We start from the raw sequence: 25,149 nt of genomic DNA on the forward strand, positions 1-25,149 counted from the left end.
GTTGTTATCTTTCCACTTTTGGGAGTGGTAGAATGCAGCACCTTCTTCGATTTCTCAAAGGGTTGCTAAGGCTTCATCGGGTCTAATCCCTCGTCCTTTCTTTATAACATTTCAATACGTTTGTGAACTTAATGATGCAAATTAACTACTAATTTTTTAAACAAACAAATTTTAAACATTCTGATTTTTAGCTAAAAATATATTTAACAAAAAAACGCAAGGCATCGCTGAATATAACTATTCAGAAATTACTCGCGTACAAAAGGGATGTTGAACAACTTCCAATTAAATGAAAAGTGTATCATTTTCTTTTGAATACATTAAAAGTTGTAATGAATTGACTGCTTTTTTAGATTTTTTTGAGTCTGGTATTTCCATTCCCAATCTTGGATTCACTAATTCATCAACAACTAGTCCGTTGTCCGTATTTTTTTTGCCTCTTAAATTCCTTAGAAACCCCAATGTTCTTGAAAATTTGTTAGTTGTACTCATGATAATTATATTTAAGTTAGTTTGTTTTCTCTTTATTATTTTAAAAAAATTTAGATACCAGAATAAAAAAAATCCTTTTGGACAAAATACCAAAAGGATTCAAGTTATATAAAACTTATACTTTTGGAATCAACAGACCTTATCGCAAAACATTGCGACAACTATCTGAATCTTTTTATTTGAAAATATTTTCATTTATTTATTTTTATGAATCGTACTATTTGTATAAATTAAAAAAGCCTCCCAATTGTCTTGGGAGGCTTTTGCTATATTATATTATATATAATTTAAAGCAATAACTAGCTCCCGAATTTCTTCGATAGGACTACAAATTGTTTACAAATATTAAAATTCATCTTTGGTATTTTTTACTGAAACAAATATCTTATTTAATTCTGTATCTTCCAAATAATTCACAACTATTTAACGATATTTTCATCTTTAAAATGAAAAACAGAGATACTATTAACAAATAACACTGATAATGTTATGAAATCAATTACTTTTTCGTTTTAAACTGGCACTCCTGTTACTTTTTTAAAAATCACGACCTCAAACCAGTTGTACTATTTAATTTGATTTTTAATTTAAAAAATAGTTAAGTTTAATTTGCAATTCAAAATGGTTTCATACATTTGCACCCAAATACAAGAGGAAAAATTTGAACTGATTGCAACCTCTTCATAATGAAACGAATTCATTATGAATACTGAAAATTTTTCAGTAGAAAAAATGCTAAAGCAGAAACTCTCCTTTAGCTCGATATTTGCAATTATTTTTCCTCGCTTAATTTTAAAATAAAAATTATTATGGCTTATTTATTTACGTCAGAATCTGTGAGCGAAGGACATCCAGACAAAATTGCAGATCAAATTTCAGACGCATTAATTGATAACTTTTTAGCATTTGACGCTGATTCAAAAGTAGCTTGTGAAACTTTAGTGACTACTGGTCAAGTAATTTTAGCAGGTGAAGTAAAATCTAATACCTATCTAGATGTACAACAAATTGCTCGTGATGTAATTCGAAAAATTGGTTACACAAAAAGCGAGTATATGTTTGAAGCCAATTCTTGTGGTATTCTTTCGGCAATTCACGAACAATCTGCAGATATTAATCAAGGTGTTGACCGTTCAAGCCCTGAAGAGCAAGGTGCTGGAGATCAAGGAATGATGTTTGGTTACGCTACAAACGAAACAGAGAATTATATGCCATTGGCACTTGATTTATCTCATAAATTATTACAAGAATTAGCGCTATTAAGACGTGAAAATACAGCAATCACTTATTTACGTCCTGACGCTAAATCTCAAGTAACACTTGAATATAGTGATGATAACATCCCAACTCGTATTGACGCGATTGTTATATCAACTCAACATGATGATTTTGACGAAGAAGCGATTATGCTTGCTAAAATCAAGAAAGACATTGTGGAAATCTTGATTCCTAGAATCATTGCAAAAAACCCAAAAAGCGCTCATTTATTTAACGATGCGATTCACTATCACATTAACCCAACAGGTAAATTTGTAATAGGTGGACCTCATGGAGATACTGGTTTGACTGGTAGAAAAATCATTGTGGATACTTACGGTGGAAAAGGTGCTCATGGTGGAGGTGCATTCTCAGGTAAAGACCCTAGTAAAGTAGATAGAAGTGCTGCTTATGCAACTCGTCATATCGCTAAAAACTTGGTTGCTGCTGGTGTTGCTAGTGAAATTTTAGTACAAGTATCGTACGCTATTGGTGTTGCTAAACCTATGGGAATCTTTATTGAGACCTACGGAACATCAAAATTGAACTTGACTGACGGTGAAATTGCTAAAAAAGTAGAAGCAATCTTTGATATGCGTCCTTACTTTATTGAACAACGCTTAAAATTAAGAAACCCTATCTACAGTGAAACAGCTGCTTACGGACATATGGGACGTACACCTGAAACGGTAACGAAAACTTTTTCTGCTCCAGGAGGATTAACAAAAACTGTTGAAGTTGAGTTGTTCACATGGGAAAAATTAGACTTTGTTGACCAAGTTAAAACGGCTTTTGGATTGTAATTAATTTAAATTCAGTTATACAAAAAACCCAGCTCTTAAGCTGGGTTTTTCATTTTGCACCAGTTATATTCTTATAAAATAAAAAAAATAGTATAATGCTTTTTTTGTAATTTGCCTGCATTATGAAAAACTTGATTGTATTATTTTTTTTTAGCTCGATCGCTACTGTTTTTGGACAGAACAAAATGCTATTTGCTTCAAAGTTAAATTACATTGCAATCGATGCTGATGAATTTATAGGTTATGACCAATTTGGTTTTCATTACACCATTAAAAATAATGTGTTCACCAAAACTAAAGACGGTGAATCGTTAGACTATAAAAATATTGCTTTAGGCAAAATCACAAAAGTGGACATTCAAAATCCTTTGAAAATTATTTTATTCTACGAAAACTTCAATTCAGTTATCATTTTAGACAATCAATTGAATGAAATTCAAAAAATAAACTTTTCAGAAAACCCAACTCCAATAGTTGCAAATGCAGTAGGAATAGCTTCCCAAAACCAATTGTGGATGTACAATAGTTTGAATCAGCAAATAGGTTTATATGATTATTTAAAAAACGAATATAAATCTATCTCAACTTCGTTTCCTGAAAGTATAAAATACTACCAATCCAATCTTACAACATTTTATTGGGTCGATAAAAAAAATAATTGGTATTCATGTGACCGTTTTGGCAAAATAACTACAAAGATAAAAACCATTGATTTTGATCAAATAAAAATCATCACCGAAAATCAATACCTCATTTCTAAGAATTCAATCCTTAGTATTGAAGATATTGACAAAAATGAAAAATATGAAATTGAAATTTTAGAAAAAACCTTTAAAAATTTCAGCTACAAAGACCAAATTTTATCTATTTTTACATCAGAGGGAATTACAAATTATAAAATCACAATACCATAATGCACATAGCAGTAGCAGGAAACATTGGATCAGGAAAAACAACTTTAACACGTTTATTAGCAAAACATTTTAAGTGGGAACCCCATTTTGAAGATGTTGTCGACAATCCTTACTTGGATGATTTCTATCATCAAATGGAACGTTGGTCGTTTAATTTACAAATTTATTTCTTGAATAGTCGTTTTCGTCAAGTAATGCAAATTCGTGAAAGTGGTAAAAAAATAATTCAAGATAGAACCATTTATGAAGATGCTCACATCTTTGCTCCCAATCTTTATTCTATGGGATTGATGACAAATCGTGATTTCCAGAATTACAGTTCTCTCTTTGAATTAATGGAATCAACAGTTAAAGCACCCGATTTATTGATTTATTTAAGAAGTTCCATTCCTAACTTAGTGGGCCAAATACATAAACGGGGTCGTGAGTACGAATCTACAATTTCTATTGATTATTTGAGTCGTTTGAACGAACGCTATGAAGCATGGATTCATACTTATGATAGAGGAAAATTACTTATTATAGATGTTGATAACATCAATTTTGTAGATAATCCAGAAGATTTAGGAGGAATCATACACCGTATAGATACTGAAATAAACGGATTATTTTAGTTCTAATTTTCGGTTTCCCCCAATAAAAAAGACAGCTAAAATTAGATGAAATTATTAAATAAAAAATGCCCTGCAATTGCAAGGCATTTTTTATTTAATTAATAAGAGTACTTATTTCAAAGCATCAATTTTCGCTTGAACTTCAGTGTCAGTCCCTTCAAAAACTTGAGTATCAACTTTTCCATTAACAGTTGTAGTCACTGTTCCTACAACTGTTCCGTTTACGCTTGATTTTTCGATCATTATTTGTTTAGATACTTCTTCATGCATCATTTTATTTCCTGACATCATGTGTTCACAAGATGGATTAGTACATCCTTTAGCAATACATTCTTCTTTAGACATTGAAGTACATGCCCCAGTTGTCATACAACAAGAAGCCTTAGTGTCAGAAATAGTATGACTGCCATTACCTAAAATCGGCGCCATTACTAATCCTATTAGACAAGTAAGTTTAATTAAAATGTTCATTGATGGTCCTGATGTATCTTTAAATGGATCTCCAACAGTATCTCCAGTGACTGCAGCTTTATGCGCTTCAGATCCTTTATACGTCATTTCTCCATTAATCATAACTCCTGCCTCAAAAGACTTCTTAGCGTTATCCCAAGCGCCACCTGCATTATTTTGAAAAACAGCCCAAAGTACACCAGAAACAGTTACTCCAGCCATATAACCTCCAAGCATCTCCGCAATCAATTGGTTATTATCTCCATAAACTATTTTACCAAGTATTACAATTGCAATCGGAAAACCAATTGTCAATATTCCTGGCAACATCATTTCACGTAATGCAGCTTTTGTAGAAATATCAACACATTTTGCATATTCAGGTTTACCAGTTCCTTCCATAATTCCCGGAATCTCTTTAAACTGACGACGCACTTCGTATACCATATCCATAGCAGCTTTCCCTACTGAATTCATCGCTAATGCAGAGAAAACAACAGGTATCATTCCACCCACAAATAGCATGGCTAAAACAGGTGCTTTAAAAATATTAATTCCATCAATCCCTGTAAAAGTTACGTAAGCAGCAAATAAAGCCAGTGAAGTTAAAGCTGCCGAAGCGATTGCAAACCCTTTCCCTGTAGCTGCGGTAGTATTTCCAACAGAATCAAGAATATCAGTTCTTGTACGAACTTCTTTTGGTAATTCACTCATTTCTGCAATTCCACCTGCATTGTCAGAAATAGGTCCGAAAGCATCAATTGCTAATTGCATTGCTGTAGTTGCCATCATAGCTGAAGCGGCTAATGCCACACCATAAAAACCTGCAAAAGCATAAGAAGACCAAATTGCAGCGGCAAATAACAAAACAGTTGGAAAAGTAGAAATCATTCCAGTTGCTAAACCAGCAATTACATTAGTTCCAGCTCCAGTACTTGATTTTTGTACAATTGCCATTACTGGTTTTGTTCCCAATCCTGTATAATACTCCGTTACTGATGAAATAGTTGCACCAACTACTAGACCTACAATGGTAGCGTAGAATACTCTCATTGACGAAATATCTTGTATTCCTTCTCCAAAAAATTCCATTTTCATTGTTGCAGGTAGCATATATTGAACTAAAAAATAACAAGCTATAGTTGTTAAACCAATGGAAACCCAATTTCCAATGTTTAACGCTTTTTGAACTTGTGGTTCTTTAGCATTTTCATCCGTAATTTTAACTAACATCGTTCCTATGATAGAAAATAATATCCCAAATCCAGCAATAGCCATTGGTAATAATATAGGACCGATTCCTCCAAAGACATCCTCGATCTTCCCACCCATATCTTTGATAACATAATTACCTAGTACCATAGCCGCTAAAACGGTAGCTACGTAAGAACCAAATAAATCGGCCCCCATACCTGCTACATCACCCACATTATCGCCCACATTATCAGCAATAGTTGCTGGATTACGAGGATCATCTTCAGGAATACCTGCTTCTACTTTACCTACTAAATCAGCGCCAACATCGGCTGCTTTAGTATAAATACCACCTCCTACACGAGCAAACAAAGCGATAGATTCAGCACCAAGTGAGAACCCTGCCAATGTCTCTAGAACAATTGTCATGTCTTCATTAGAAGTCCAAACCCCATTCATGAAGTAATGAAAAAAGAAAATAAAGAAAGAAGTTAACCCTAAAACGGCCAACCCCGCTACACCTAATCCCATTACAGTCCCACCACCAAAAGAAACTTTTAAAGCTTGTGGCAAACTGGTACGAGCAGCTTGTGTTGTTCTTACATTTGTTTTAGTTGCTATTTTCATTCCCATATTCCCCGCGAGGGCAGAAAAAAACGCTCCAAAAACAAAAGCTACCACGATTAATATATTTGTAGTCGGCACGAAATAAGAAACCCCTGCCAATGCAATACTTGCTCCTATTACGAAAAATGTTAATAACCTATATTCTGCTTTAAGAAATGCTAATGCTCCTTCGTAGATGTGATCTGAAATCTCTTTCATTTTTCCATCTCCAGGATCTTGTTTTAACACCCAAGCTCTTTTAACCCACATAAACAGAAGTCCAACAAATGCCATTACTATTGGCAAGTAAATCATAATTGTATTCATAAATTCGTTTTGGTTTTTGGTTAATAATCAATAGTATAGGAAACGAATTTAAATAAAAAAAGCAATACTCTTTATAGAATATTGCTTTTTTTGTAAAATTTATAGGATAAAATTATTTAATACTAAATAATCCCTCTGGTTTGTTTTCGATTTGATTAAAACGATCTGTACATTTTTTTATGATGTCATACGCTTCACCTACATCTCCCCATCCACCAACATCAACTGTTTTATTTTCAAGATCTTTGTATACTTGAAAGAAATGTTCAATTTCTTTTAGTAAGTGTGGATTCATATCAGACAAGTCATTTAATGAATTCCAAATTGGATCTGAAACTGGTACGCAAATTACTTTTTCATCTGGTCCTTTATCATCTGCCATGTGGAAAACACCAATTGGCTTTACTTCCATTACACATCCTGGAAAAGTGGGTTCATTTACTAAAACCAATACATCAAGTGGATCTCCATCTAAAGCTAAAGTTTCAGGAATGAAACCATAATCAGCTGGATACATCATTGAAGAGAATAACATTCTATCAAAACGCATTCTTTTTATTTCGAAATCATACTCGTATTTATTTCTACTTCCTCTTGGGATTTCGATTAACACATCGAAAGTTGTTATTTTGTCTGCAGTCATTTTATTATATTGTCTTAAATTCTATATCTATGCGTGAGCAAAAGTAAGGTAAAAACACATTTATTACAAGAATTATTTATCTTAAAACACAATGAGACAAAAGCTTTACAATTTATCAACGAGAAAGGACAAAAGTGTTTTCTTTAAATAATAATGTTACAATTAAAAAGAATATTACCATCGCCTTTGAACTCTATTTTTTTAGCCCAGATAGCAGTGAAAATCCTTTTCTTTTTTTCTTTAAAAAAGAAAAGATTGAAACGAATAGCTGGATATAGCTCCAGATACTGAAACAAGTTCAGCATAAATTAAAAATAGAAACCAAAAGATCCTTTCACTGAAAAACGCTGTGTATCTGGTGTATTTAAATAACTTCCTCTCCAAGCAAAATCGATTCTAAATACTTTGAAGATATTACCGATTCCAGCACTATATTCCCAATACACATTTTCTGGAGCTACATAATTTAAACCCGAAGCGTTAATGGCTCTATTGGCATCTGAAATGGTTCCATAAACACCTTTTGCCCCTATTATTTCTCTCCAGTTGAGTTTTCTCATAAATGGAATTCTAGAGAAAATTCGTCCTCCAAAGTTATGTTCCCATTGTAATGTAGCATATTGATCTGTTACAAACTCATAAAAATTAAGATTGCTAAACGTATTTTCAATTGTAAAATAAGTTTGATTTCCTGGAATCACACTCATCAAACCAAGTGGAATAGTACCAAAAGTTTTACCCACTTCCATAATCACATTTGAACGACCTAGTGGTCCTATAATTATAGGTTGCTTATAATACAATTGAATTTTTTCGTACTTAAAATCACTATTCAACAAACCTTTAAAACCATGACTGTAATTGACATAAAAACGACTAAATGGACTATCAACATTAGAACGTTCTACTCCATAACCAATTGTTTTCCTATTAGGTGTATATTCAACCTGAAAATTAACTTCGGATTGTTTTACATCACTTTTAATAGATGTATTTGTTGCATCTGTAAAATAATCCAAACTAAAAGTAGGAGATGCAGACTCTAATGTTCTATATGAAAAACCAGCTTGGAACGTAAGATTTTTAATGGGTTCCATTTCGACACCCACATTTGTCAGGTTTATATTAGTCAATTTACCATTACTTCCTGATGAAAAAACAGATGACGAAGCAAAACTTCTACCCAAAACATCATTTGTTGTGGTTAAACTTGCTCCAATTTGTTCAATATCTCTTCTATTACCCCCAGAAATTATGATTCTCTTTTTCTTATCCACCATCCATTTCCCAGACAGGCCATACTTGAATTTATTGTCATCAAAACCATAAGCAGTATACCCTTGTAATCTCCAAGCATCATTAGGCCCAAAATAAGTCCTTCCTCCTGCTCTCAAACGCACTCCTTCTACTTCATTGTAACCAAAAGAAGAAAAAATTGGACCATAATCAAAATGACCTATGGGTATATAACCGCTCCCAAGTACCTGAACTAAACTATAAATTTGCTTAAACTTCTTGACGGTTTGCAAGGTATCCAGCATTTTATAAACCCCTTTTTCATCTTTATTCAGATTTTCAAACCTGTTTTCTTCCCAGAATTCATCTGATTTATTGTAAACTTCATTATCAATATAATTTACCTCATCTTTATAAAAAGCAGTAGGTTTTTCTATATTAAATTTATGATTTTGATACAATGTAGTTCGCTTACCATAGACCCCCTTTGATTCGTCTTTTTTATTCAAGGCAAAATCCGACATCATATAATCTCGAGTTAAGAGAAAAATAGAGTCGTTTTGCACTTCAAATTCTTGTTCGATATAAATATCTTTCACCCAGTTAATATTGGCACTTTTTGTCACTGCCATATTAATTTTTTTAATTGCAAATGTGGTATCACTAACCCAAAAGTCCCCCTTGAAAGTCAATTCGTTTTTCCGTCTCGGATAAAATAAAATATTATAGCACCATTTTTTATCAATATACGCGCTATCTCTTAGGATATAATTATAGGTATCTATCCCCGTTTTAGACAATGGACTGGTAAAACTTTTATCAAAAAAAGTAAGGTGATTATTGTAAATATCATAATCAGAATACAAATCTTTTACAAATGATAAAATTTGTTGGTTGTTACTAAATCCAGAGTTTTTATTTGCTTTTATTTTCTCTTTAACCTTATTAATTTTATTATTTCCATAAACATCATATAAGGACTCATTTATAAAAATGGGCAGATACGTTTTCCCTGTAACGTTTGAAGTATCTATGTGATTAAAAATAAACTCCATTCCTTTGAAAAGTTTATTCTTCATAAACGCACTATCAATTGTGTTCATGTCAAATTCTACTTTTTCATATTTCTCCATTTGATATTGATCAAATTGAGAAAGACCATTTTTACGTTTTCTCTCCCAAATTTTTCGAAGAATATCAAGAGCAGGATTGTTTTTTTTTGAAGTTTTTCCAGTAAAAATAACAACCTCTTTTAAACTTTCGGCTTCGTTTATTTGTACTTTAAAATCATAGTTAATTAATTTTGGCAACGAAATTTCTTTATCCGAATATCCAACCGAAGTAACAATTAAGGCGGTGTAGTTTTTAACAGACTCGATATAGAAACGCCCGTCTTCATTTGACAAAACACCAGTATTAGAATCCTTAAAAATTACATTTGCAAAAGGAACTGGTTGATTTGATTTATCAACAACAATCCCACTAACTTTAGTTTGCCCTATTATGACATTTGTTAACAACAACAAAAACAATAGTATATTCTTCTTCATAATTCAACTTTAAAAAAAAAACTTCATCACACTAACGCATGATGAAGCCTTTATAGTATTTGTAAACGTATTATTTTTTATACATCACTTTTTTAACCGCTTTAATTACATTATCAGCGTTTGGCAACCATTCCTTCAACAAAACTGGAGAATATGGTGCTGGAGTATCTGCAGTAGTAATTCTTTGAATTGGTGCATCAAGAAAATCAAAAGCACGTTCTTGAACTACATAAGTAATCTCAGAAGCAACACTTGCAAAAGGCCAAGCTTCTTCAAGTACAACTAATCTATTTGTTTTTCGTACCGAAGTTAAAACTGTTTCATAATCTAACGGACGAACCGTTCTTAAATCTACGATTTCACAAGAAATTCCTTCTTTAGCTAATTCTTCAGCAGCTATATGTGCTTCTTTAATAATCTTACCAAAAGAAACGATAGTTACATCAGTCCCTGCACGTTTAATATCAGCAACTCCTAGTGGAATCGTATATTCTCCTTCAGGAACCTCGCCTTTGTCACCATACATTTGCTCTGACTCCATGAAAATAACTGGGTCATTATCACGAATCGCCGCTTTTAATAATCCTTTTGCATCATAAACAGTAGATGGAACTACTACTTTAAGACCAGGAGTATTAGCAAACCAATTTTCTAAAGCTTGCGAGTGTGTTGCTCCTAATTGTCCAGCAGAAGCTGTAGGACCACGAAAAACGATAGGAACATTGAATTGTCCACCTGTCATTTGACGCATTTTGGCAGCATTATTAATAATTTGATCTATACCAACTAAACAAAAATTGAAAGTCATGTATTCTACAATTGGTCTACAACCATTCATTGCCGAACCCACTGCAATCCCTGTAAAACCAAGCTCTGCAATAGGAGTATCAATAACTCTTTTCTCTCCAAATTCGGCTAACATTCCTTTAGATGCCTTATAAGCACCATTATATTCAGCAACTTCTTCACCCATTAAGTAAATAGACTCATCATGACGCATTTCTTCGCTCATTGCTTCGCAAATGGCCTCTCTAAATTGTATCGTTCTCATATTTGATATTGTATCAGTGTAATTTTCGAAAAGCAAAAATAAATATTTAAAATCATTTAATGCAAAATTACAACAAAATAATGATATGTTATTTTCAGTAATTTGTTATATCATCCTGATTAATAAAGAACCCAAATATATACTCATTTCATTTCCTAGTTCCGAAATCGTAATAGTTAATTGAAAATATTATGCATGCATAGTATATTATTCGAATTATTATTTTAAATTTGTAACAGAAATTAAGAAAATAAAACATACAACCATGAAAATATTAGTTTGCATCAGCCATGTTCCTGATACTACTTCGAAAATTAATTTCGTCAATGGCGACTCAGAATTTGACACCAATGGCGTACAATATGTAATCAATCCAAATGATGAATTTGGTTTAACTAGAGCTATTTGGTTCCAAGAAAAACAAGGAGCTACAGTAACTGTTGTCAATGTTGGAGGTCCAGAGACGGAGCCTACGTTAAGAAAAGCGTTAGCTATTGGTGCAAACGAAGCAATTCGAATCAACGCCAATCCAACTGATGGTTTTTTTGTTGCTAAACAACTAGCCGAAGTAATCAAAACTGGAGGTTATGACTTAGTTATAGCAGGAAAAGAATCACTAGATTATAATGGAGGAATGGTTCCTGGAATGATTGCAGGAATTTTAGGCTATAACTTCTTTAATTCATGTACAGATATTACAGTTGATGGTACAAATGTAAAAGCAGTTCGTGAAATTGATGGAGGTAAAGAAACTGTCTCAACTAGTTTACCATTAATTATTGGTGGTCAAAAAGGATTAGTTGAAGAAAAAGACTTACGCATTCCAAACATGAGAGGAATTATGACCGCGAGATCAAAAGCTTTAGCAGTTGTAGAACCTGTTGATGCTCCAATAAACACAAAGGCAGTAAAGTTTGAAAAACCAGCAGCTAAATCAGCAGTAAAATTAATTTCTGCAGATAATTTAGATGAGTTAATCGACTTATTACATAACGAAGCAAAAGTAATATAATTTTAAATTATGAATTTTAAATTGTGAATTAACATTCTCAAATACATTTAAAATTTATAATTCAACATTTAAAATAAAAAATCATGTCAATATTAATATATGCAGAATCAGCAGAAGGAAAATTCAAAAAAGTAGCTTTTGAATTGGCTTCTTATGCAAAAAAAGTAGCTGAAACATTAGGAACAACTGTGACAGCTGTCACTGTTAACGCAGGAGACGTTTCAGAATTAGCAAAATACGGAGTGGACAAAGTATTAAAAGTTAGCAATGATAAGTTGAGTGGTTTTACAGCCAAAGCTTACGCTGATGTTATTAAACAAGCAGCACAAAAAGAAAATGCTAAAGTAGTTCTACTATCTTCAACAACTGACAGCATTTACTTATCTTCACTTGTAGCAGTAGCTTTAGAAGCTGGTTATGCTTCAAATGTAGTTGGACTTCCAGTAAGCACTGCTCCATTTCAAGTAAAAAGAAATGCTTTTTCAAACAAAGCATTCAACACAACAGAAATCACAACGGATGTAAAAGTATTAGGACTTGCTAAAAACTCCTACGGGATTTTTGAAAATGCTTCCACATTAACTGAAGAAGATTTCAACCCAACAATTGGAGAAAATGATTTTGGTGTAAAAGTAGAATCAGTAGAAAAAGTATCTGGAAAAGTATCTATTGCAGATGCAGACATTGTAGTATCTGCAGGTCGCGGATTAAAAGGACCTGAAAATTGGGGAATGATTGAAGAATTAGCATCAGTTCTAGGAGCCGCTACAGCATGTTCAAAACCAGTTTCTGATTTAGGTTGGAGACCTCACAGTGAACACGTAGGGCAAACAGGTAAACCAGTTGCAACGAACCTGTATATAGCAATTGGAATTTCTGGAGCTATACAGCATATTGCAGGAATTAGCTCTTCAAAAGTAAAAGTTGTTATCAATAGCGACCCAGATGCACCTTTCTTTAAAGTTGCTGATTATGGAGTTGTAGGAGACGCATTTGACATCGTACCCAGATTGATAGAAAAACTAAAAGCATTCAAATTACAACACTCTTAATAATACTATATTGTTAAATAAATAAGCTGCCTGAAACAAGATAATTGTATCTTTGTAAACAGGCAGTTTTTTTGTGTCCTTTTTTTTTATTAAAATTGCACTGAATTTAACAACAATTCCCAATCTCTAAATAAGTACTTTGTACTATTCATTTCAGCAATTATGAGCTTAGTAAAATTATCCATCAAAGGAATTTCATACAGCCAAACACAAAATGGAGCATATGCTTTAATTTTGAATGAAGTTGATGGTGAGAGAAAGTTACCTATCGTAATAGGAGCTTTCGAAGCGCAATCAATAGCAATTGCACTAGAAAAAGAAATCAAACCACCACGTCCATTAACACACGATTTGTTTAAAAATTTTGCTGAGAGATTTGATATCGTGGTGAAACAAGTTATCATACACAAACTAGTTGACGGCGTTTTTTATTCGAGTATTATTTGCGAAAGAGACAAAATAGAAGAAATAATTGATGCAAGAACATCCGATGCTATTGCTTTAGCATTGCGTTTTAATGCGCCCATTTATACTTATAAAAATATTCTTGACAAGGCGGGTATATACTTAAAAGCAAACCCACAAGAAGCTGACAAAGATTCGCAAGAAATTGATGACATTCTTTCAAATCCTGAAACTTTTGGACAAGAAGAAGAAAGCAGTCAATCAAACAGAGCCTATATTAAACACAGTCTACAAGAATTAAGTGAACTACTAGAACAAGCTGTTGCTCAAGAAGATTATGAAAAAGCAGCAAAAATTAGAGACGAAATTTCAAAAAGAGAATCGTAATTAAGATAAGCAATAGGCTATATATTTAAAGCAAATAAACTTCAGCACAAAGTATAAAAAAATGAAGCAATATTTAGATTTAGTACAACACGTAATGGAAAACGGTTGTCAAAAAGGAGACCGAACTGGAACTGGTACAAAAAGTGTATTTGGTCACCAAATGCGTTTTGATTTAAGTGAAGGGTTCCCCATGGTTACTACAAAAAAGCTACATTTAAAATCAATCATTTATGAACTACTTTGGTTCTTAAAAGGAGATACCAATATAAAATATTTACAAGACAACGGTGTTAAAATTTGGGATGCTTGGGCTGATGAAAATGGTAATTTAGGCCCTGTTTATGGGCATCAATGGCGCAATTGGAATAGTGAAGAAATAGATCAAATAAAAGATCTAATTACTGAACTAAAGACCAATCCAAATAGCCGAAGAATGATCGTTTCAGCATGGAATCCATCTGTTCTACCAGATACTTCAAAAACATTTGACGAAAATGTAGCCAACAATAAGGCCGCACTTCCTCCCTGCCATGCATTTTTTCAATTTTATGTATCAAACGGCAAACTTTCTTGCCAATTGTATCAAAGAAGTGCAGATATATTTCTAGGAGTTCCTTTTAACATAGCTTCCTATGCATTGCTTACCATGATGATTGCTCAAGTTTGCGATTTAGAAGCTGGAGAATTTATCCATACTTTTGGAGACGCGCACATTTACAACAATCATTTTGAACAATTAGAACTACAATTGTCTCGCGAACCAAAACAATTACCAAAAATGATTTTAAACCCTGCTATAAAAGACATCTTCCAATTTGGTTATGATGATTTTACATTAGAAGGCTACGAACCACACGCTCTAATAAAAGGAAGTGTTGCTGTATAAAAAAAATGTTTTAGAAGCCTACACCTCTAAAACACTATTTTCAGCTCCAGCAAATTCATTCCATTTGAAAGAATCAGCTTCATCATCATTAACGAAAACACCGTCAATTACATATTTAAACTCATAAGAAGCACCTTTATCCACATTAAAGACTCCTTTAAAAGTACCATTTTTCAACTTACTTAATGCACCTTCTTCTGGACACCAATTGTTAAAATCTCCAATAACTGAAGCATTACTTGCCTCTTTTGCTTCTACAGAAAAAGTAACTTTACAAACTGGTTTCGTTTTTATAAATTGTTTCTTAACAGACATAACTATTTCATTTTTAATATTATGCGACAAAGAAAACAAATTCATTTGAACTTTTAACAATCGGCACGAACTTTTAAGAGTATAGTCTAAAGAATGTTAAATTATAAACAATTTTCTAATCATTCAAATGTTAAATTACATAAAAAAAAAGAGAAAACGTTTTCTTAATAAATATTACCTTAGCTGAATAGTGACTTTAAATTTAAAATTTTATCTTTATAAACTAAAATTCAACTTATGGAAAGGGAACAACATGAATTATATGAATATGCCAGGAAAAGATTAAAACAAAAAAAAAGGCTGTATTTTCATTTTGTTGTTTTGTTTTTAGCTAGTTTATTTCTATTCGTTTCTACTAAAATTTTAAATTTTGGAATTAATTCAAACTGGTATATCTGGATAATTACGATTTGGTTTTTCTTATTTCTTTTACACTTTATTAAAGTATACATTACCGATCGCTTTATGAATAAGAACTGGGAACGAGACCAAATAGATCGTCTTGTTGCTTTACAGCAAAAAAAAATAGAAGAATTACAATCACAAATAACCGAAGAACCCTCTAAACTAGCACAATAGAAAATGATTATAATGATTGCGGCAGCCGCTGAAAATAATGCCCTTGGAAAAAACAATGAATTAGTTTGGCATTTACCTAATGATTTCAAAAGATTTAAAAACCTTACTTCGGGACATCATATCATTATGGGAAGAAAAACATTTGAAAGCTTCCCAAAGCCACTTCCTAACAGAACACATGTTGTAATAACCCGTCAAGAAAACTATGCCCCAGAGGGATGTATTGTAGTTAACAGCATGGAAAAAGCAATTGAAATTTGCCCAAAAGAGGAGAACACGTATATAATTGGAGGAGGAGAAATATATGATTTAGGAATTCCCTTTTCAGATAAAATAGAACTGACATTGGTTCACCATACTTTTGAAGCCGATGCCTTTTTCCCAATAATAAACAAGGAACAATGGGAGATAATAAATTCTGAGTTTCAACAAAAAGACGAAAAGCATCTTTTTGATTTTACTTATCAAACTTACATTAGAAAATAAATAAAAACACCCCATTTTACTGGGGTGTTTTTATTAAACTCAATGATTGGGAAAAAATGATTTACTCTTGAAACATAATTTGATAACATAATAAAAAAATCACAAATGTCAACAACACTCCAGAAATGAAGGTGATAACATTTGCTGTTTTCTGAGAATACATCTCAAAAAAGCCTTTAATACCAAATACCACGAAGGTACTAAAGACAAAGAAAATTAAAATTTCCAAAAACAAATTTAATCCTAAGAACGTATGTTGCGCTAAAAATACATTACTGTTTTTTAAAACAGCACCATCAAAACAGCTCACAAGAACAAGTGAAATTACTAGCGCAAGAAGTAACCACTTGATTTGGATCATTAATTCCCTTTTAATCATTGAATAATATCATACTTTTATTTTGTAAAATTCGGCAATATTAATGGACGCCACAATACCCACTTTTAGTGATATTTCGTTTTTTTTATTAATAATGGATTCTCATGATTGCGGCAAAACGAAACAAAAAACTGTCCTAAAACTTTTATATATTTTAGAATAGTCAATTACAGTTCAAAATAGATTGTATTATATTTGTAAAAAAATAAAAAATGTCAAAAAACATAACTCCATATAAAGACTCTTCTCTAGGCAAAAAAGAACAAGTTGCAAAAATGTTTGATACAATCTCTGGTAATTACGATAATTTGAATCGTGTTATTTCCTTTGGAATAGATGTTAAATGGCGTAAAAAAGTTTTAGATATAGTATCTAAGGCAAATCCAAATGTAATTTTAGACATTGCAACAGGAACAGGAGACTTAGCTATTTTAATGGCTCAAACAAAAGCAACAAAAATAATAGGACTAGATATTTCTGCTGGAATGCTAGAAGTTGGCGTAAAAAAAATAGCCGATAAAAAACTTTCTAATACAATTGAAATGGTATTAGGAGATTCAGAAAAAATGCCCTTTGACGACAACTTTTTTGATGCAATAACAGTCGCTTTTGGCGTTAGAAATTTTGAAACTCTTGAAAAAGGACTTGTTGAAATCCTAAGAGTATTAAAACCTAATGGTGTTTTTGTTATTTTAGAAACATCAGTTCCAGATAAAACTCCTTACAAACAAGGCTACAATTTTTATAGTAAAAACATACTACCACTTATTGGAAAGTTATTTTCAAAAGATGATGTTGCCTATGGTTATTTATCTGAATCAGCAGCGGCATTTCCATATGGAGAGGCTTTGAACAATATTTTAAGAAAAGTTGGGTTTATAGATGTAGTAGCTATGCCACAAACTTTTGGAGTAGCTACAATTTATTCCGCTTCTAAAAAATAATATTGATTGTTATTTAGCATCTATATGAAAAAAATTGCTCTCTTAATTTTACTTGCTTTATCTATTAAGGGCAACTCTCAGTTTAAAAAAAGCATGTTTGGAAAAGACCCAATAATAAATTTGGAGAATTTTCAAAAAGCACGAGTATACTATGGATATTATTTAGGGTTTAATTCATTTGACTTCAAAATAGACTATAAAACCGTAGGCCCTGACATTCTTGTAAAAAGAACAACAGGGTTTAATGTAGGGATAATAGGAGATCTAAAGTTACAGGAGTATATAAACTTACGATTTGAACCTGGATTATATTACACAAAGAGAGATTTATATTATCCTGACTTCACAACAAAACTAGACGCACTAAGAGAAGTAAACAGCACTTACATTCATTTCCCACTATTATTAAAATTCTCTTCATTGAGAACTGGAAATGTGCGCCCCTATTTAGTAGGTGGAGTAGCTTCCACTTTGAATTTATCAAGTAATTCGAAATCAATAGACGATAATAAAGAACAAAGATTTAGAGTAAAACCTTGGACCACGAGCTACGAAATAGGATTTGGTATTGATATATTTTCGGAATATTTCATATTCTCTCCTTCCATTCGAGGTTCATTTGGTATAAATGACGAGTTGATTCGCGATAATGATCCTAACAGTCCTTGGACAGGAAATATTCAATCCATAAAAAGCAGAGCCGTATTAATTAATTTTTCTTTTCATTAATTGAAATACTATTAAGTGATTCCAAAAAAAACTAATTATCTTCTAAATTCGCTTAAAATAATTGCAGTCGCTGTTGCAACATTTAAACTTTCCGTTTTTCTAAGATCTCCAAAACGAGGAATAGAGAGTCTTTTTTGGATTATTTCTTCAAGTTCATCAGAGATACCGTTAGCTTCATTCCCCATTACGATGATTCCTTCTTGAGGCAAGGATTCTTTATAAATATTAGCTCCATCCATAAAAGTACCAAAAACAGGCAATTTTGTCTGAGAGAGAAAGTCATTTAAATCAATATACCTTACATTTACTCTCGTTATCGACCCCATTGTAGCTTGCACTACTTTGGGATTATAAATATCCACCGTTTCCTTTGAACACACTATTTGATTAATTCCGAACCAATCACACAATCTCAAAATGGTCCCCAGGTTTCCAGGATCCCGAATACTATCCAAGGCTATAATCAAACCTGATTCAACAATATCTTTTTCTGCAGGCATTTTAAAAACAGCCAAACAGCTGTTAGCTGTTGATAAAGCACTAATTTTTTTTAAATCATTTTCATGAATTAACGTTTTCTTGTTTATCAAAACATCCTCAAAATCATTTTGAGTAGTATACAAATGGTCTAGTTCAAAATCAGATTGCAACAATTCCTGAATCACTTTTACCCCTTCGGCAAAAAATAATTGATTTACTATTCTATACTTTTTTTGCTGTAAACTAGTTATAAGTTTTATTTGGTTTTTACTAACCATAAAAATATGTACTTTTGAATTAAATATTTTAGAACACTTGAAAAAAATCTCTACAAAAATAACAGCATTTATTCTAATTGCAATATTTATATGCGCTTGTAATGCTGAAAAAAGAGTTCCTGATGGAAAAAAGCTCCTTACTAAAAATCAAATCATAGTAAACGGGAAATCCATCAAGGAAGAAAATGTATTTACACAACTATATCAAAAACCAAACAGTACATTATTAGGATTTCGTTTGCGATTGAATCTATACAATTTAGCGAATTTAAACCCTGATTCAACATATCAAGCTAAATTTACAAATAACCCAGGAAAATACGAACGAAAATCTAAATGGCTATCCGCGAAACAGGTGGACAGACTTGGTAAATCATTCTGGTATCATGGTATTCATGATTTTTTAAAAAAAACAGGTGAACCGCCTGTCATAATTGATCAATCTAAAACTGATAAATCAGTATTGCGTTTAAAATATTATTATTTTAACAATGGTTTTTTTAATGTAAAAGCATTATCCAAATTAGACTCTATAAAGCCAAAAAGAGGAAAAATAGAATACAACATTACTACAGGATCACCCTACTTATTAGATTCCTTAAAGACATCTATATCTACTCCTGCTTTAGACTCCTTATACGAAACTGCTAAATCCAACACGATAATAAAATCAGGCAAACAGTATAAAACAATCGATTTTGAAAATGAAAAAAATCGCATTACAACTCACTTTAGAAATAATGGGGTTTATTATTTCCAACCTACCTATGTGACTTTTGATATAGATACCATTAAAAAAGTAAACCAGGCTAACGTTAATTTAATTATTAACAACTATTCTTATCAAGAAAACGACTCAACAAAAACGGAGCCTTTTAAAATGTATACCATTAGTGATGTTAATATATACACTGATTACGCACCTAACAATAATAATCAAAAAATCACGGATAGCACCACTTACAAAAACTTCAATTTATACAGTCATAAAAAACTAAGATACAAACCACATGCAATTACGGATGCAATTTTCATAACAAAAGGATCTCTTTTTGCTGACAACAAAACGGTTTTAACTACACGTTATTTAAATAATCTTAAAATTTTCAATTACCCTAGCATTCAATATGAAGTAGATAAAAGAGACACAACATACAGTTCCTTGATAGCTAAAATATATTTGACTCCTCGAAAAAAATATAGTTTTGGCGCATCAGTGGATGTAACACATTCCAACATTCAAGATATAGGTATCTCGTTCAGCCCTTCACTATCAATACGTAATGTATTTAATGGTGCCGAAACTCTTGAAATTTCAGGTCGTGGAAATATAGGATCATCAAAAGACCTTGCAAACCCAAACAATCAACTCTTTAATGTATCAGAATATGGAGTAGATTTAAAATTAAATTTTCCAAGAATTTTCATGCCATTCTCTACTGAAAAAATCATCCCAAAGAGCATGATTCCTTCAACACTTATGGCCGTAGGATTTGCCAGACAAACAAATATTGGATTAGATAAAGAAAATTTCACAGGTTCATTTTCTTATAATTGGACACCTAAAAAAAACAACACTGCCCGTTTTGATCTATTCAATGTACAGTTTGTTCGAAATCTAAATCCAGAAAACTATTTCAATGTATATGGTTCCTCCTACAATGCATTAAATGAAATTGGTAAAATTTATAATACAGAAGCATCTTATGTTGATAATGGCGATTTAATTATCGAATCGGGAACTTCTGGATTTATAAAGAATGTATTAAATGAGGGTACCGCATTAACACCGTCAGATGATGCCTTTAAATCGGTAAAAAGCATTGAAGAAAGAAGAGTGAGACTAACCGAAAATGATTTTATATTAGCAACAAGCTTCACCTTTAGTAAAACGACTAAAACAGACTTACAAGACAATACTTTCTATCTTTTCAAAACAAAAATCGAATCAGCAGGTTCTCTTTTATCACTTATTTCAAAAGCAGCAAATCAACCTAAAAACGAAAATAATAATTTTGAACTTTTCAATTTAGAATATTCAGAATATATAAAAACAGAATTTGACTATATCAAACATTGGGATTTAAGCAAAGAAAAAGTATTTGCTGTAAGAACCTTTTTCGGTATAGCAATCCCGTTTGGAAATTCAGATAATGTTCCTTTTTCAAGAAGTTATTTTTCAGGAGGCTCTAATGACAACAGAGCATGGCAACCCTACAGTTTAGGACCAGGAAGAAGTGGAGCTACTAATGACTTTAATGAGGCAAACATGAAAATTGCATTTAGTAGCGAATTTAGATTTAAAATATTAGGCGATTTTAAAGGAGCCTTATTTGCTGATGCTGGAAATATTTGGAATGTATATGATAATGTGACTGACGATAAATCAGTTTTCAAAGGTTTTAAAAGTCTGAAAGATCTTGCATTAGGATCTGGATTTGGATTAAGATATGATTTAAGCTTCTTCGTAATTCGATTTGATTTCGGTTTTAAAACCTACAATCCAGCTAATGAAACTGGCAAAAAATGGTTTCGTGAGTACAATTTTGGACACTCTGTTTTAAATTTTGGAATAAATTACCCCTTCTAATGCTAATTAATTCTTATTTTTGCAGTCTTAAACTAAAAACTAAAAAAACAACTAAAAAAAATTACAATGGCACATAACATCAAACCGGGCGTAGCTACAGGAGATCAAGTTCAAGAAATTTTCAATTATGCAAAAGAAAAAGGCTTTGCTCTACCTGCAGTAAATGTTACTGGTTCAAACACAATAAATGGCGTTCTTGAGACTGCAGCAAAATTAAATGCTCCAGTAATCATCCAGTTTTCAAACGGAGGAGCTCAATTTAATGCTGGAAAAGGACTTTCAAATGCAGGTGAAAAAGCAGCTATCGCTGGTGGAATTGCTGGAGCATTACACATTCATACCTTAGCTGAAGCTTATGGAGCAACAGTAATTTTACATACGGATCACTGTGCTAAGAAATTATTACCTTGGATTGACGGATTATTAGATGCATCTGAAAAACATTTTGCTACAACTGGAAAGCCTTTATTCAGTTCTCATATGATCGATTTATCTGAAGAGCCTATCGAAGAAAACATCGAAATTTGCAAAGGATACCTAGAGAGAATGAGCAAAATGGGAATGACACTAGAAATCGAACTTGGAATTACAGGTGGTGAAGAAGATGGTGTTGACAACTCAGATGTTGATAGCTCAAAACTATATACTCAACCAGAAGAAGTTGCTTATGCTTACGAAGAATTATCAAAAGTAAGTCCTAAGTTTACAATTGCGGCAGCTTTTGGAAATGTACATGGTGTTTACAAACCAGGTAACGTAAAATTGACTCCAAAAATCTTAAAAAATTCTCAAGATTTCGTTCAAAAGAAATTCAACACTGGAAACAACCCAGTTGATTTTGTTTTCCACGGAGGTTCAGGTTCTACTTTAGAAGAAATAAGAGAAGGAATTAGCTACGGTGTAATAAAAATGAATATCGATACTGATTTGCAATTTGCATTTACAGAAGGTATTCGTGATTATATGGTTAAAAATATTGATTATTTAAAAACCCAAATTGGAAACCCAGAAGGTTCTGATGTACCAAATAAAAAATACTACGATCCAAGAAAATGGATGCGTGAAAGCGAAATGACGTTCAATGCAAGATTAGAACAAGCATTTGCTGACTTAAACAATGTTAATACGCTATAAAAAGTATTCCGTACTCAGTTTTTAGTATTCAGTAATAGGTTACTGAGTACTAAAACTGACTACAAACATTGACTTGACTGATTACTTGATTACTGAACACTGAACACTTAAGAAATGGCTTGGTTTAAAAGAAAAGAAAAAGGAATTACTACTGCTACCGAAGACAAAATGGATGTCCCAAAAGGACTTTGGTACAAATCTCCAACAGGAAAAATTATTGATGCCGATGAGCTAGAACGCAACTTGTTTGTTAGTCCTGAGGATGGTTTTCATGTTAGAATTGGTAGCGCTACCTATTTCGAAATCTTGTTTGACAACAATGAGTTTGTTGAATTAGATAAAAACTTAACTTCCAAAGATCCTTTGCATTTTGTTGATACAAAAAAATATGCAGATCGATTAAAAGATGTTATGGAAAAAACCAAACTTAAAGATGCAGTGCGTACTGGAGTTGGTAAATCAAAAGGAAAAGATGTTGTTATTTGCTGTATGGATTTTGCTTTTATTGGCGGATCTATGGGTGCAGTAGTTGGAGAAAAAATTTCAAGAGGGATTGATCATGCTATAAAAAATAAACTTCCATTTATTATGATATCAAAATCGGGTGGAGCAAGAATGATGGAAGCTGCTTATTCCTTAATGCAATTAGCAAAAACTTCTGTTAAACTAGCACAACTGGCAGACGCTAAACTTCCTTATATCTCATTATGTACGGACCCAACTACAGGAGGGACAACCGCTTCTTATGCTATGCTAGGAGACATTAACATCTCTGAACCTGGAGCTTTAATTGGATTTGCAGGACCACGTGTTGTAAGAGACACAACTGGTAAAGATTTACCAGAAGGTTTTCAAACGGCTGAATTTCTTCTTGAACATGGTTTCCTAGACTTTATAACAGCTAGAAAAGAATTGAAAGACAAGATTAACTTGTACATTGATTTAATTCAAAACAATACTATAAGATAGTTTTAAAACTTCTAAAACAAAAAATCCCATCTGTGCAGATGGGATTTTTTTGTTTTTATTAATTATATTATTATTATTATTATTGAAAACCTAAGTCTACATCCCAGTTCGAATCGCTTCAACAGGATCTAATTTTGACGCTGTAATAGCAGGAAGAATTCCGGAAATCAATCCTATTAAGGCAGCCAATCCTGTCCCTAACATAATATTTCCCATACTTAGAACAAATTCAAAGTCTAATACTTTCGTCAAAATAACAGAAATAATCCACACTAAAATCAAACCAATTACACCACCAATAACAGACAATATAACTGCCTCAAATAAAAATTGAAACAAGATAAATCTATTTTTAGCACCTAAAGACTTTTGAATTCCAATTAAATTTGTTCGCTCTTTTACAGAAACAAACATAATATTAGCGATTCCAAAACCACCAACAAGTAATGAAAAACCACTTATTATCCAGCCCACAACATTCATCTGCCCAATAATGCCATCAATAAGATCGGTAAAACCAGATAACACATTGATGAAAAAATTATCAATTTCACCTGCTTTCAATCCCCTCATACTTCTTAATTTATAACTCACTTCCGCTTTATAAGCATCCATATCAACCCCTTTATTAGGCTTTAACAAAATAACTGGAGTCATTGCATCATTGTTATCTCCATATAAACGCCTTAAAAAATTAACGGGTAAAAAGACAGATGTATCATTACTATCCCCAAACAATCCTGCTCCTTGTTTCTTTAAAACTCCAATAACAGTAAATCTTTGTCCGTATAAACGAATGTTTTTTCCAATTGCATTAGAATTTTCGAAAAGTCCCTGAGCAATTTCATAGCCTAAAACGATAACAGCTGTCCCAGAATTAGACTCTGATTCATTATAAAAACGACCATCTTCAAACTCAAGACCTTGAATATCGATAAACTCACTAGATACAGGAACAACATTTACATCGCTCACTAGTTTAGATTCATATTTTATAGATTCGCGCTTTACAAATAATTGATACCCTACTTGGTCTGTATTATTCAATGACTCTTTCAAATATGTATATTCATCAAATTTAACATTGGGAAACTGCTCTCTTTTCCATTGCGGTATATCAGAGGGCCCAAAAGAAAAACGCATTAAATAAATAGTGTTTTTATCTAAACTACTTAAATCCTTTGTTATTTTTCTATCTAAAGAATCAACTGCAGCCAGAACTGCAATTATGGATAAAATCCCGATAGTAACACCAAGCAAAGAAAGAAGTGTTCTTAACTTATTGTTTGTTAATGCATTTATTGCAAAACCAAAACTCTCTTTCAATAATCGTAGATAAACTAGCATAAAAATACATTTTCTATTAAAGTAAAATTCTATAAATTAA

23 protein-coding genes and 1 riboswitch are annotated in these 25,149 nt (G+C 32.2%); of the genes, 14 read left to right on the top strand and 9 right to left on the bottom strand.

The window, feature by feature from the left end; all coding sequences use genetic code 11:
* Position 1: 1 nt before the first annotated feature.
* A riboswitch (SAM riboswitch) is annotated at positions 2-110 on the bottom strand.
* A 175-nt stretch (positions 111-285) separates the two neighbouring features.
* On the bottom strand, positions 286-492 hold the full coding sequence (locus AB3G39_RS00345) for a hypothetical protein (RefSeq protein ID WP_367773321.1): 207 nt from the start codon (positions 490-492) through the stop codon (positions 286-288).
* An 809-nt stretch (positions 493-1,301) separates the two neighbouring features.
* Here AB3G39_RS00345 and metK point away from each other — a divergent pair.
* From metK to AB3G39_RS00360, 3 genes are all read left to right on the top strand, one after another.
* Positions 1,302-2,552 (top strand): methionine adenosyltransferase, encoded by a 1,251-nt coding sequence (metK, locus tag AB3G39_RS00350; protein WP_369765754.1) that lies wholly within the window; start codon positions 1,302-1,304, stop codon positions 2,550-2,552.
* Between the two features lie 122 nt (positions 2,553-2,674).
* Entirely contained in the window at positions 2,675-3,466 is a 792-nt protein-coding gene (locus AB3G39_RS00355) for a hypothetical protein (RefSeq protein ID WP_369765755.1), read from the top strand.
* Positions 3,466-4,080 (top strand): deoxynucleoside kinase, encoded by a 615-nt coding sequence (locus tag AB3G39_RS00360; RefSeq protein ID WP_367756910.1) that lies wholly within the window; start codon positions 3,466-3,468, stop codon positions 4,078-4,080. Before AB3G39_RS00355 ends, AB3G39_RS00360 begins: the two co-directional genes overlap by 1 nt.
* Positions 4,081-4,191: 111 nt before the next feature.
* Here the strand turns inward: AB3G39_RS00360 and AB3G39_RS00365 are convergent, their stop codons facing one another.
* From AB3G39_RS00365 to AB3G39_RS00380, 4 genes are all read right to left on the bottom strand, one after another.
* Positions 4,192-6,657 (bottom strand): sodium-translocating pyrophosphatase, encoded by a 2,466-nt coding sequence (locus AB3G39_RS00365; protein ID WP_369765758.1) that lies wholly within the window; start codon positions 6,655-6,657, stop codon positions 4,192-4,194.
* Between the two features lie 112 nt (positions 6,658-6,769).
* Positions 6,770-7,300, bottom strand: coding sequence for an inorganic diphosphatase (locus AB3G39_RS00370; protein ID WP_367756906.1), 531 nt, complete (start codon positions 7,298-7,300; stop codon positions 6,770-6,772).
* 308 nt (positions 7,301-7,608) lie between these two features.
* On the bottom strand, positions 7,609-10,086 hold the full coding sequence (locus AB3G39_RS00375; RefSeq protein WP_369769620.1) for a DUF5686 family protein: 2,478 nt from the start codon (positions 10,084-10,086) through the stop codon (positions 7,609-7,611).
* Positions 10,087-10,156: 70 nt separating this feature from the next.
* Complete coding sequence (locus AB3G39_RS00380; protein ID WP_369769621.1) at positions 10,157-11,137, bottom strand: pyruvate dehydrogenase complex E1 component subunit beta; 981 nt, start codon at positions 11,135-11,137, stop codon at positions 10,157-10,159.
* A 265-nt stretch (positions 11,138-11,402) separates the two neighbouring features.
* On the opposite strand from AB3G39_RS00380, the gene AB3G39_RS00385 reads away from it, so the two are divergent.
* The 4 genes from AB3G39_RS00385 (at position 11,403) to AB3G39_RS00400 (ending at position 14,879) form a co-directional block, all read left to right on the top strand.
* Entirely contained in the window at positions 11,403-12,149 is a 747-nt protein-coding gene (locus tag AB3G39_RS00385; RefSeq protein WP_369769622.1) for an electron transfer flavoprotein beta subunit/FixA family protein, read from the top strand.
* Positions 12,150-12,232: 83 nt separating this feature from the next.
* The gene (locus AB3G39_RS00390) at positions 12,233-13,201 is read left to right on the top strand and encodes an electron transfer flavoprotein subunit alpha/FixB family protein (protein WP_367773308.1); all 969 of its coding nucleotides are present in this window, start codon (positions 12,233-12,235) and stop codon (positions 13,199-13,201) included.
* A 162-nt stretch (positions 13,202-13,363) separates the two neighbouring features.
* Positions 13,364-13,993, top strand: a complete 630-nt coding sequence (locus AB3G39_RS00395) for a bifunctional nuclease domain-containing protein (RefSeq protein WP_369769623.1) — start codon at positions 13,364-13,366, stop codon at positions 13,991-13,993.
* Positions 13,994-14,054: 61 nt separating this feature from the next.
* The gene (locus AB3G39_RS00400; RefSeq protein WP_367756894.1) at positions 14,055-14,879 is read left to right on the top strand and encodes a thymidylate synthase; all 825 of its coding nucleotides are present in this window, start codon (positions 14,055-14,057) and stop codon (positions 14,877-14,879) included.
* An 18-nt stretch (positions 14,880-14,897) separates the two neighbouring features.
* Here AB3G39_RS00400 and AB3G39_RS00405 read toward each other — a convergent pair whose 3' ends face one another.
* Positions 14,898-15,194 (bottom strand): isoamylase early set domain-containing protein, encoded by a 297-nt coding sequence (locus tag AB3G39_RS00405; protein WP_369769624.1) that lies wholly within the window; start codon positions 15,192-15,194, stop codon positions 14,898-14,900.
* 237 nt (positions 15,195-15,431) lie between these two features.
* Here AB3G39_RS00405 and AB3G39_RS00410 point away from each other — a divergent pair, with 237 nt between their 5' ends.
* Positions 15,432-15,773, top strand: coding sequence for a 2TM domain-containing protein (locus tag AB3G39_RS00410; RefSeq protein ID WP_367773304.1), 342 nt, complete (start codon positions 15,432-15,434; stop codon positions 15,771-15,773).
* Positions 15,774-15,776: 3 nt separating this feature from the next.
* On the top strand, positions 15,777-16,259 hold the full coding sequence (locus tag AB3G39_RS00415; RefSeq protein WP_369769625.1) for a dihydrofolate reductase: 483 nt from the start codon (positions 15,777-15,779) through the stop codon (positions 16,257-16,259).
* 61 nt (positions 16,260-16,320) lie between these two features.
* Here the strand turns inward: AB3G39_RS00415 and AB3G39_RS00420 are convergent, their stop codons facing one another.
* Complete coding sequence (locus tag AB3G39_RS00420; RefSeq protein ID WP_367756888.1) at positions 16,321-16,620, bottom strand: hypothetical protein; 300 nt, start codon at positions 16,618-16,620, stop codon at positions 16,321-16,323.
* Positions 16,621-16,850: 230 nt separating this feature from the next.
* Between AB3G39_RS00420 and ubiE the strand changes: the two genes are divergently transcribed.
* Complete coding sequence (ubiE, locus tag AB3G39_RS00425; protein ID WP_367756886.1) at positions 16,851-17,582, top strand: bifunctional demethylmenaquinone methyltransferase/2-methoxy-6-polyprenyl-1,4-benzoquinol methylase UbiE; 732 nt, start codon at positions 16,851-16,853, stop codon at positions 17,580-17,582.
* Between the two features lie 24 nt (positions 17,583-17,606).
* On the top strand, positions 17,607-18,311 hold the full coding sequence (locus tag AB3G39_RS00430) for a porin family protein (protein ID WP_369769626.1): 705 nt from the start codon (positions 17,607-17,609) through the stop codon (positions 18,309-18,311).
* A gap of 35 nt (positions 18,312-18,346) precedes the next feature.
* On the opposite strand, the gene AB3G39_RS00435 is transcribed toward AB3G39_RS00430, so the two are convergent.
* The gene (locus AB3G39_RS00435; protein ID WP_367756882.1) at positions 18,347-19,069 is read right to left on the bottom strand and encodes a TrmH family RNA methyltransferase; all 723 of its coding nucleotides are present in this window, start codon (positions 19,067-19,069) and stop codon (positions 18,347-18,349) included.
* A 37-nt stretch (positions 19,070-19,106) separates the two neighbouring features.
* Between AB3G39_RS00435 and AB3G39_RS00440 the strand changes: the two genes are divergently transcribed.
* From AB3G39_RS00440 to accD, 3 genes are all read left to right on the top strand, one after another.
* Positions 19,107-21,659: a BamA/TamA family outer membrane protein gene (locus tag AB3G39_RS00440; RefSeq protein ID WP_369769627.1), complete on the top strand. Its 2,553-nt coding sequence runs from the start codon at positions 19,107-19,109 to the stop codon at positions 21,657-21,659.
* A gap of 66 nt (positions 21,660-21,725) precedes the next feature.
* Entirely contained in the window at positions 21,726-22,793 is a 1,068-nt protein-coding gene (gene fbaA / locus AB3G39_RS00445) for a class II fructose-bisphosphate aldolase (protein ID WP_367756878.1), read from the top strand.
* A gap of 114 nt (positions 22,794-22,907) precedes the next feature.
* Entirely contained in the window at positions 22,908-23,762 is an 855-nt protein-coding gene (gene accD / locus AB3G39_RS00450; RefSeq protein WP_367756876.1) for an acetyl-CoA carboxylase, carboxyltransferase subunit beta, read from the top strand.
* A 96-nt stretch (positions 23,763-23,858) separates the two neighbouring features.
* On the opposite strand, the gene AB3G39_RS00455 is transcribed toward accD, so the two are convergent.
* Entirely contained in the window at positions 23,859-25,109 is a 1,251-nt protein-coding gene (locus AB3G39_RS00455; RefSeq protein ID WP_367756874.1) for an ABC transporter permease, read from the bottom strand.
* Between the last annotated feature and the right edge of the window lie 40 nt (positions 25,110-25,149).

It is taken from the genome of Flavobacterium sp. WC2416 (assembly GCF_041200095.1).
In the GTDB taxonomy this organism is placed as follows: Bacteria; Bacteroidota; Bacteroidia; order Flavobacteriales; family Flavobacteriaceae; genus Flavobacterium.

Bases quoted from the DNA above. Each gene is read 5' to 3' on its own strand.
- fbaA (WP_367756878.1), top strand. From the start codon at position 21,726: ATGGCACATAACATCAAACCGGGCGTAGCTACAGGAGATCAAGTTCAA.
- ubiE (WP_367756886.1), top strand. From the start codon at position 16,851: ATGTCAAAAAACATAACTCCATATAAAGACTCTTCTCTAGGCAAAAAA.
- AB3G39_RS00370 (WP_367756906.1), bottom strand. From the start codon at position 7,300: ATGACTGCAGACAAAATAACAACTTTCGATGTGTTAATCGAAATCCCA.
- AB3G39_RS00420 (WP_367756888.1), bottom strand. From the start codon at position 16,620: ATGATCCAAATCAAGTGGTTACTTCTTGCGCTAGTAATTTCACTTGTT.
- AB3G39_RS00415 (WP_369769625.1), top strand. From the start codon at position 15,777: ATGATTATAATGATTGCGGCAGCCGCTGAAAATAATGCCCTTGGAAAA.
- AB3G39_RS00385 (WP_369769622.1), top strand. From the start codon at position 11,403: ATGAAAATATTAGTTTGCATCAGCCATGTTCCTGATACTACTTCGAAA.
- AB3G39_RS00410 (WP_367773304.1), top strand. From the start codon at position 15,432: ATGGAAAGGGAACAACATGAATTATATGAATATGCCAGGAAAAGATTA.
- AB3G39_RS00395 (WP_369769623.1), top strand. From the start codon at position 13,364: ATGAGCTTAGTAAAATTATCCATCAAAGGAATTTCATACAGCCAAACA.
- metK (WP_369765754.1), top strand. From the start codon at position 1,302: ATGGCTTATTTATTTACGTCAGAATCTGTGAGCGAAGGACATCCAGAC.
- AB3G39_RS00405 (WP_369769624.1), bottom strand. From the start codon at position 15,194: ATGTCTGTTAAGAAACAATTTATAAAAACGAAACCAGTTTGTAAAGTT.
- AB3G39_RS00345 (WP_367773321.1), bottom strand. From the start codon at position 492: ATGAGTACAACTAACAAATTTTCAAGAACATTGGGGTTTCTAAGGAAT.
- AB3G39_RS00360 (WP_367756910.1), top strand. From the start codon at position 3,466: ATGCACATAGCAGTAGCAGGAAACATTGGATCAGGAAAAACAACTTTA.
- AB3G39_RS00430 (WP_369769626.1), top strand. From the start codon at position 17,607: ATGAAAAAAATTGCTCTCTTAATTTTACTTGCTTTATCTATTAAGGGC.
- AB3G39_RS00365 (WP_369765758.1), bottom strand. From the start codon at position 6,657: ATGAATACAATTATGATTTACTTGCCAATAGTAATGGCATTTGTTGGA.
- AB3G39_RS00435 (WP_367756882.1), bottom strand. From the start codon at position 19,069: ATGGTTAGTAAAAACCAAATAAAACTTATAACTAGTTTACAGCAAAAA.
- AB3G39_RS00375 (WP_369769620.1), bottom strand. From the start codon at position 10,086: ATGAAGAAGAATATACTATTGTTTTTGTTGTTGTTAACAAATGTCATA.
- AB3G39_RS00455 (WP_367756874.1), bottom strand. From the start codon at position 25,109: ATGCTAGTTTATCTACGATTATTGAAAGAGAGTTTTGGTTTTGCAATA.
- AB3G39_RS00390 (WP_367773308.1), top strand. From the start codon at position 12,233: ATGTCAATATTAATATATGCAGAATCAGCAGAAGGAAAATTCAAAAAA.
- accD (WP_367756876.1), top strand. From the start codon at position 22,908: ATGGCTTGGTTTAAAAGAAAAGAAAAAGGAATTACTACTGCTACCGAA.
- AB3G39_RS00355 (WP_369765755.1), top strand. From the start codon at position 2,675: ATGAAAAACTTGATTGTATTATTTTTTTTTAGCTCGATCGCTACTGTT.
- AB3G39_RS00380 (WP_369769621.1), bottom strand. From the start codon at position 11,137: ATGAGAACGATACAATTTAGAGAGGCCATTTGCGAAGCAATGAGCGAA.
- AB3G39_RS00400 (WP_367756894.1), top strand. From the start codon at position 14,055: ATGAAGCAATATTTAGATTTAGTACAACACGTAATGGAAAACGGTTGT.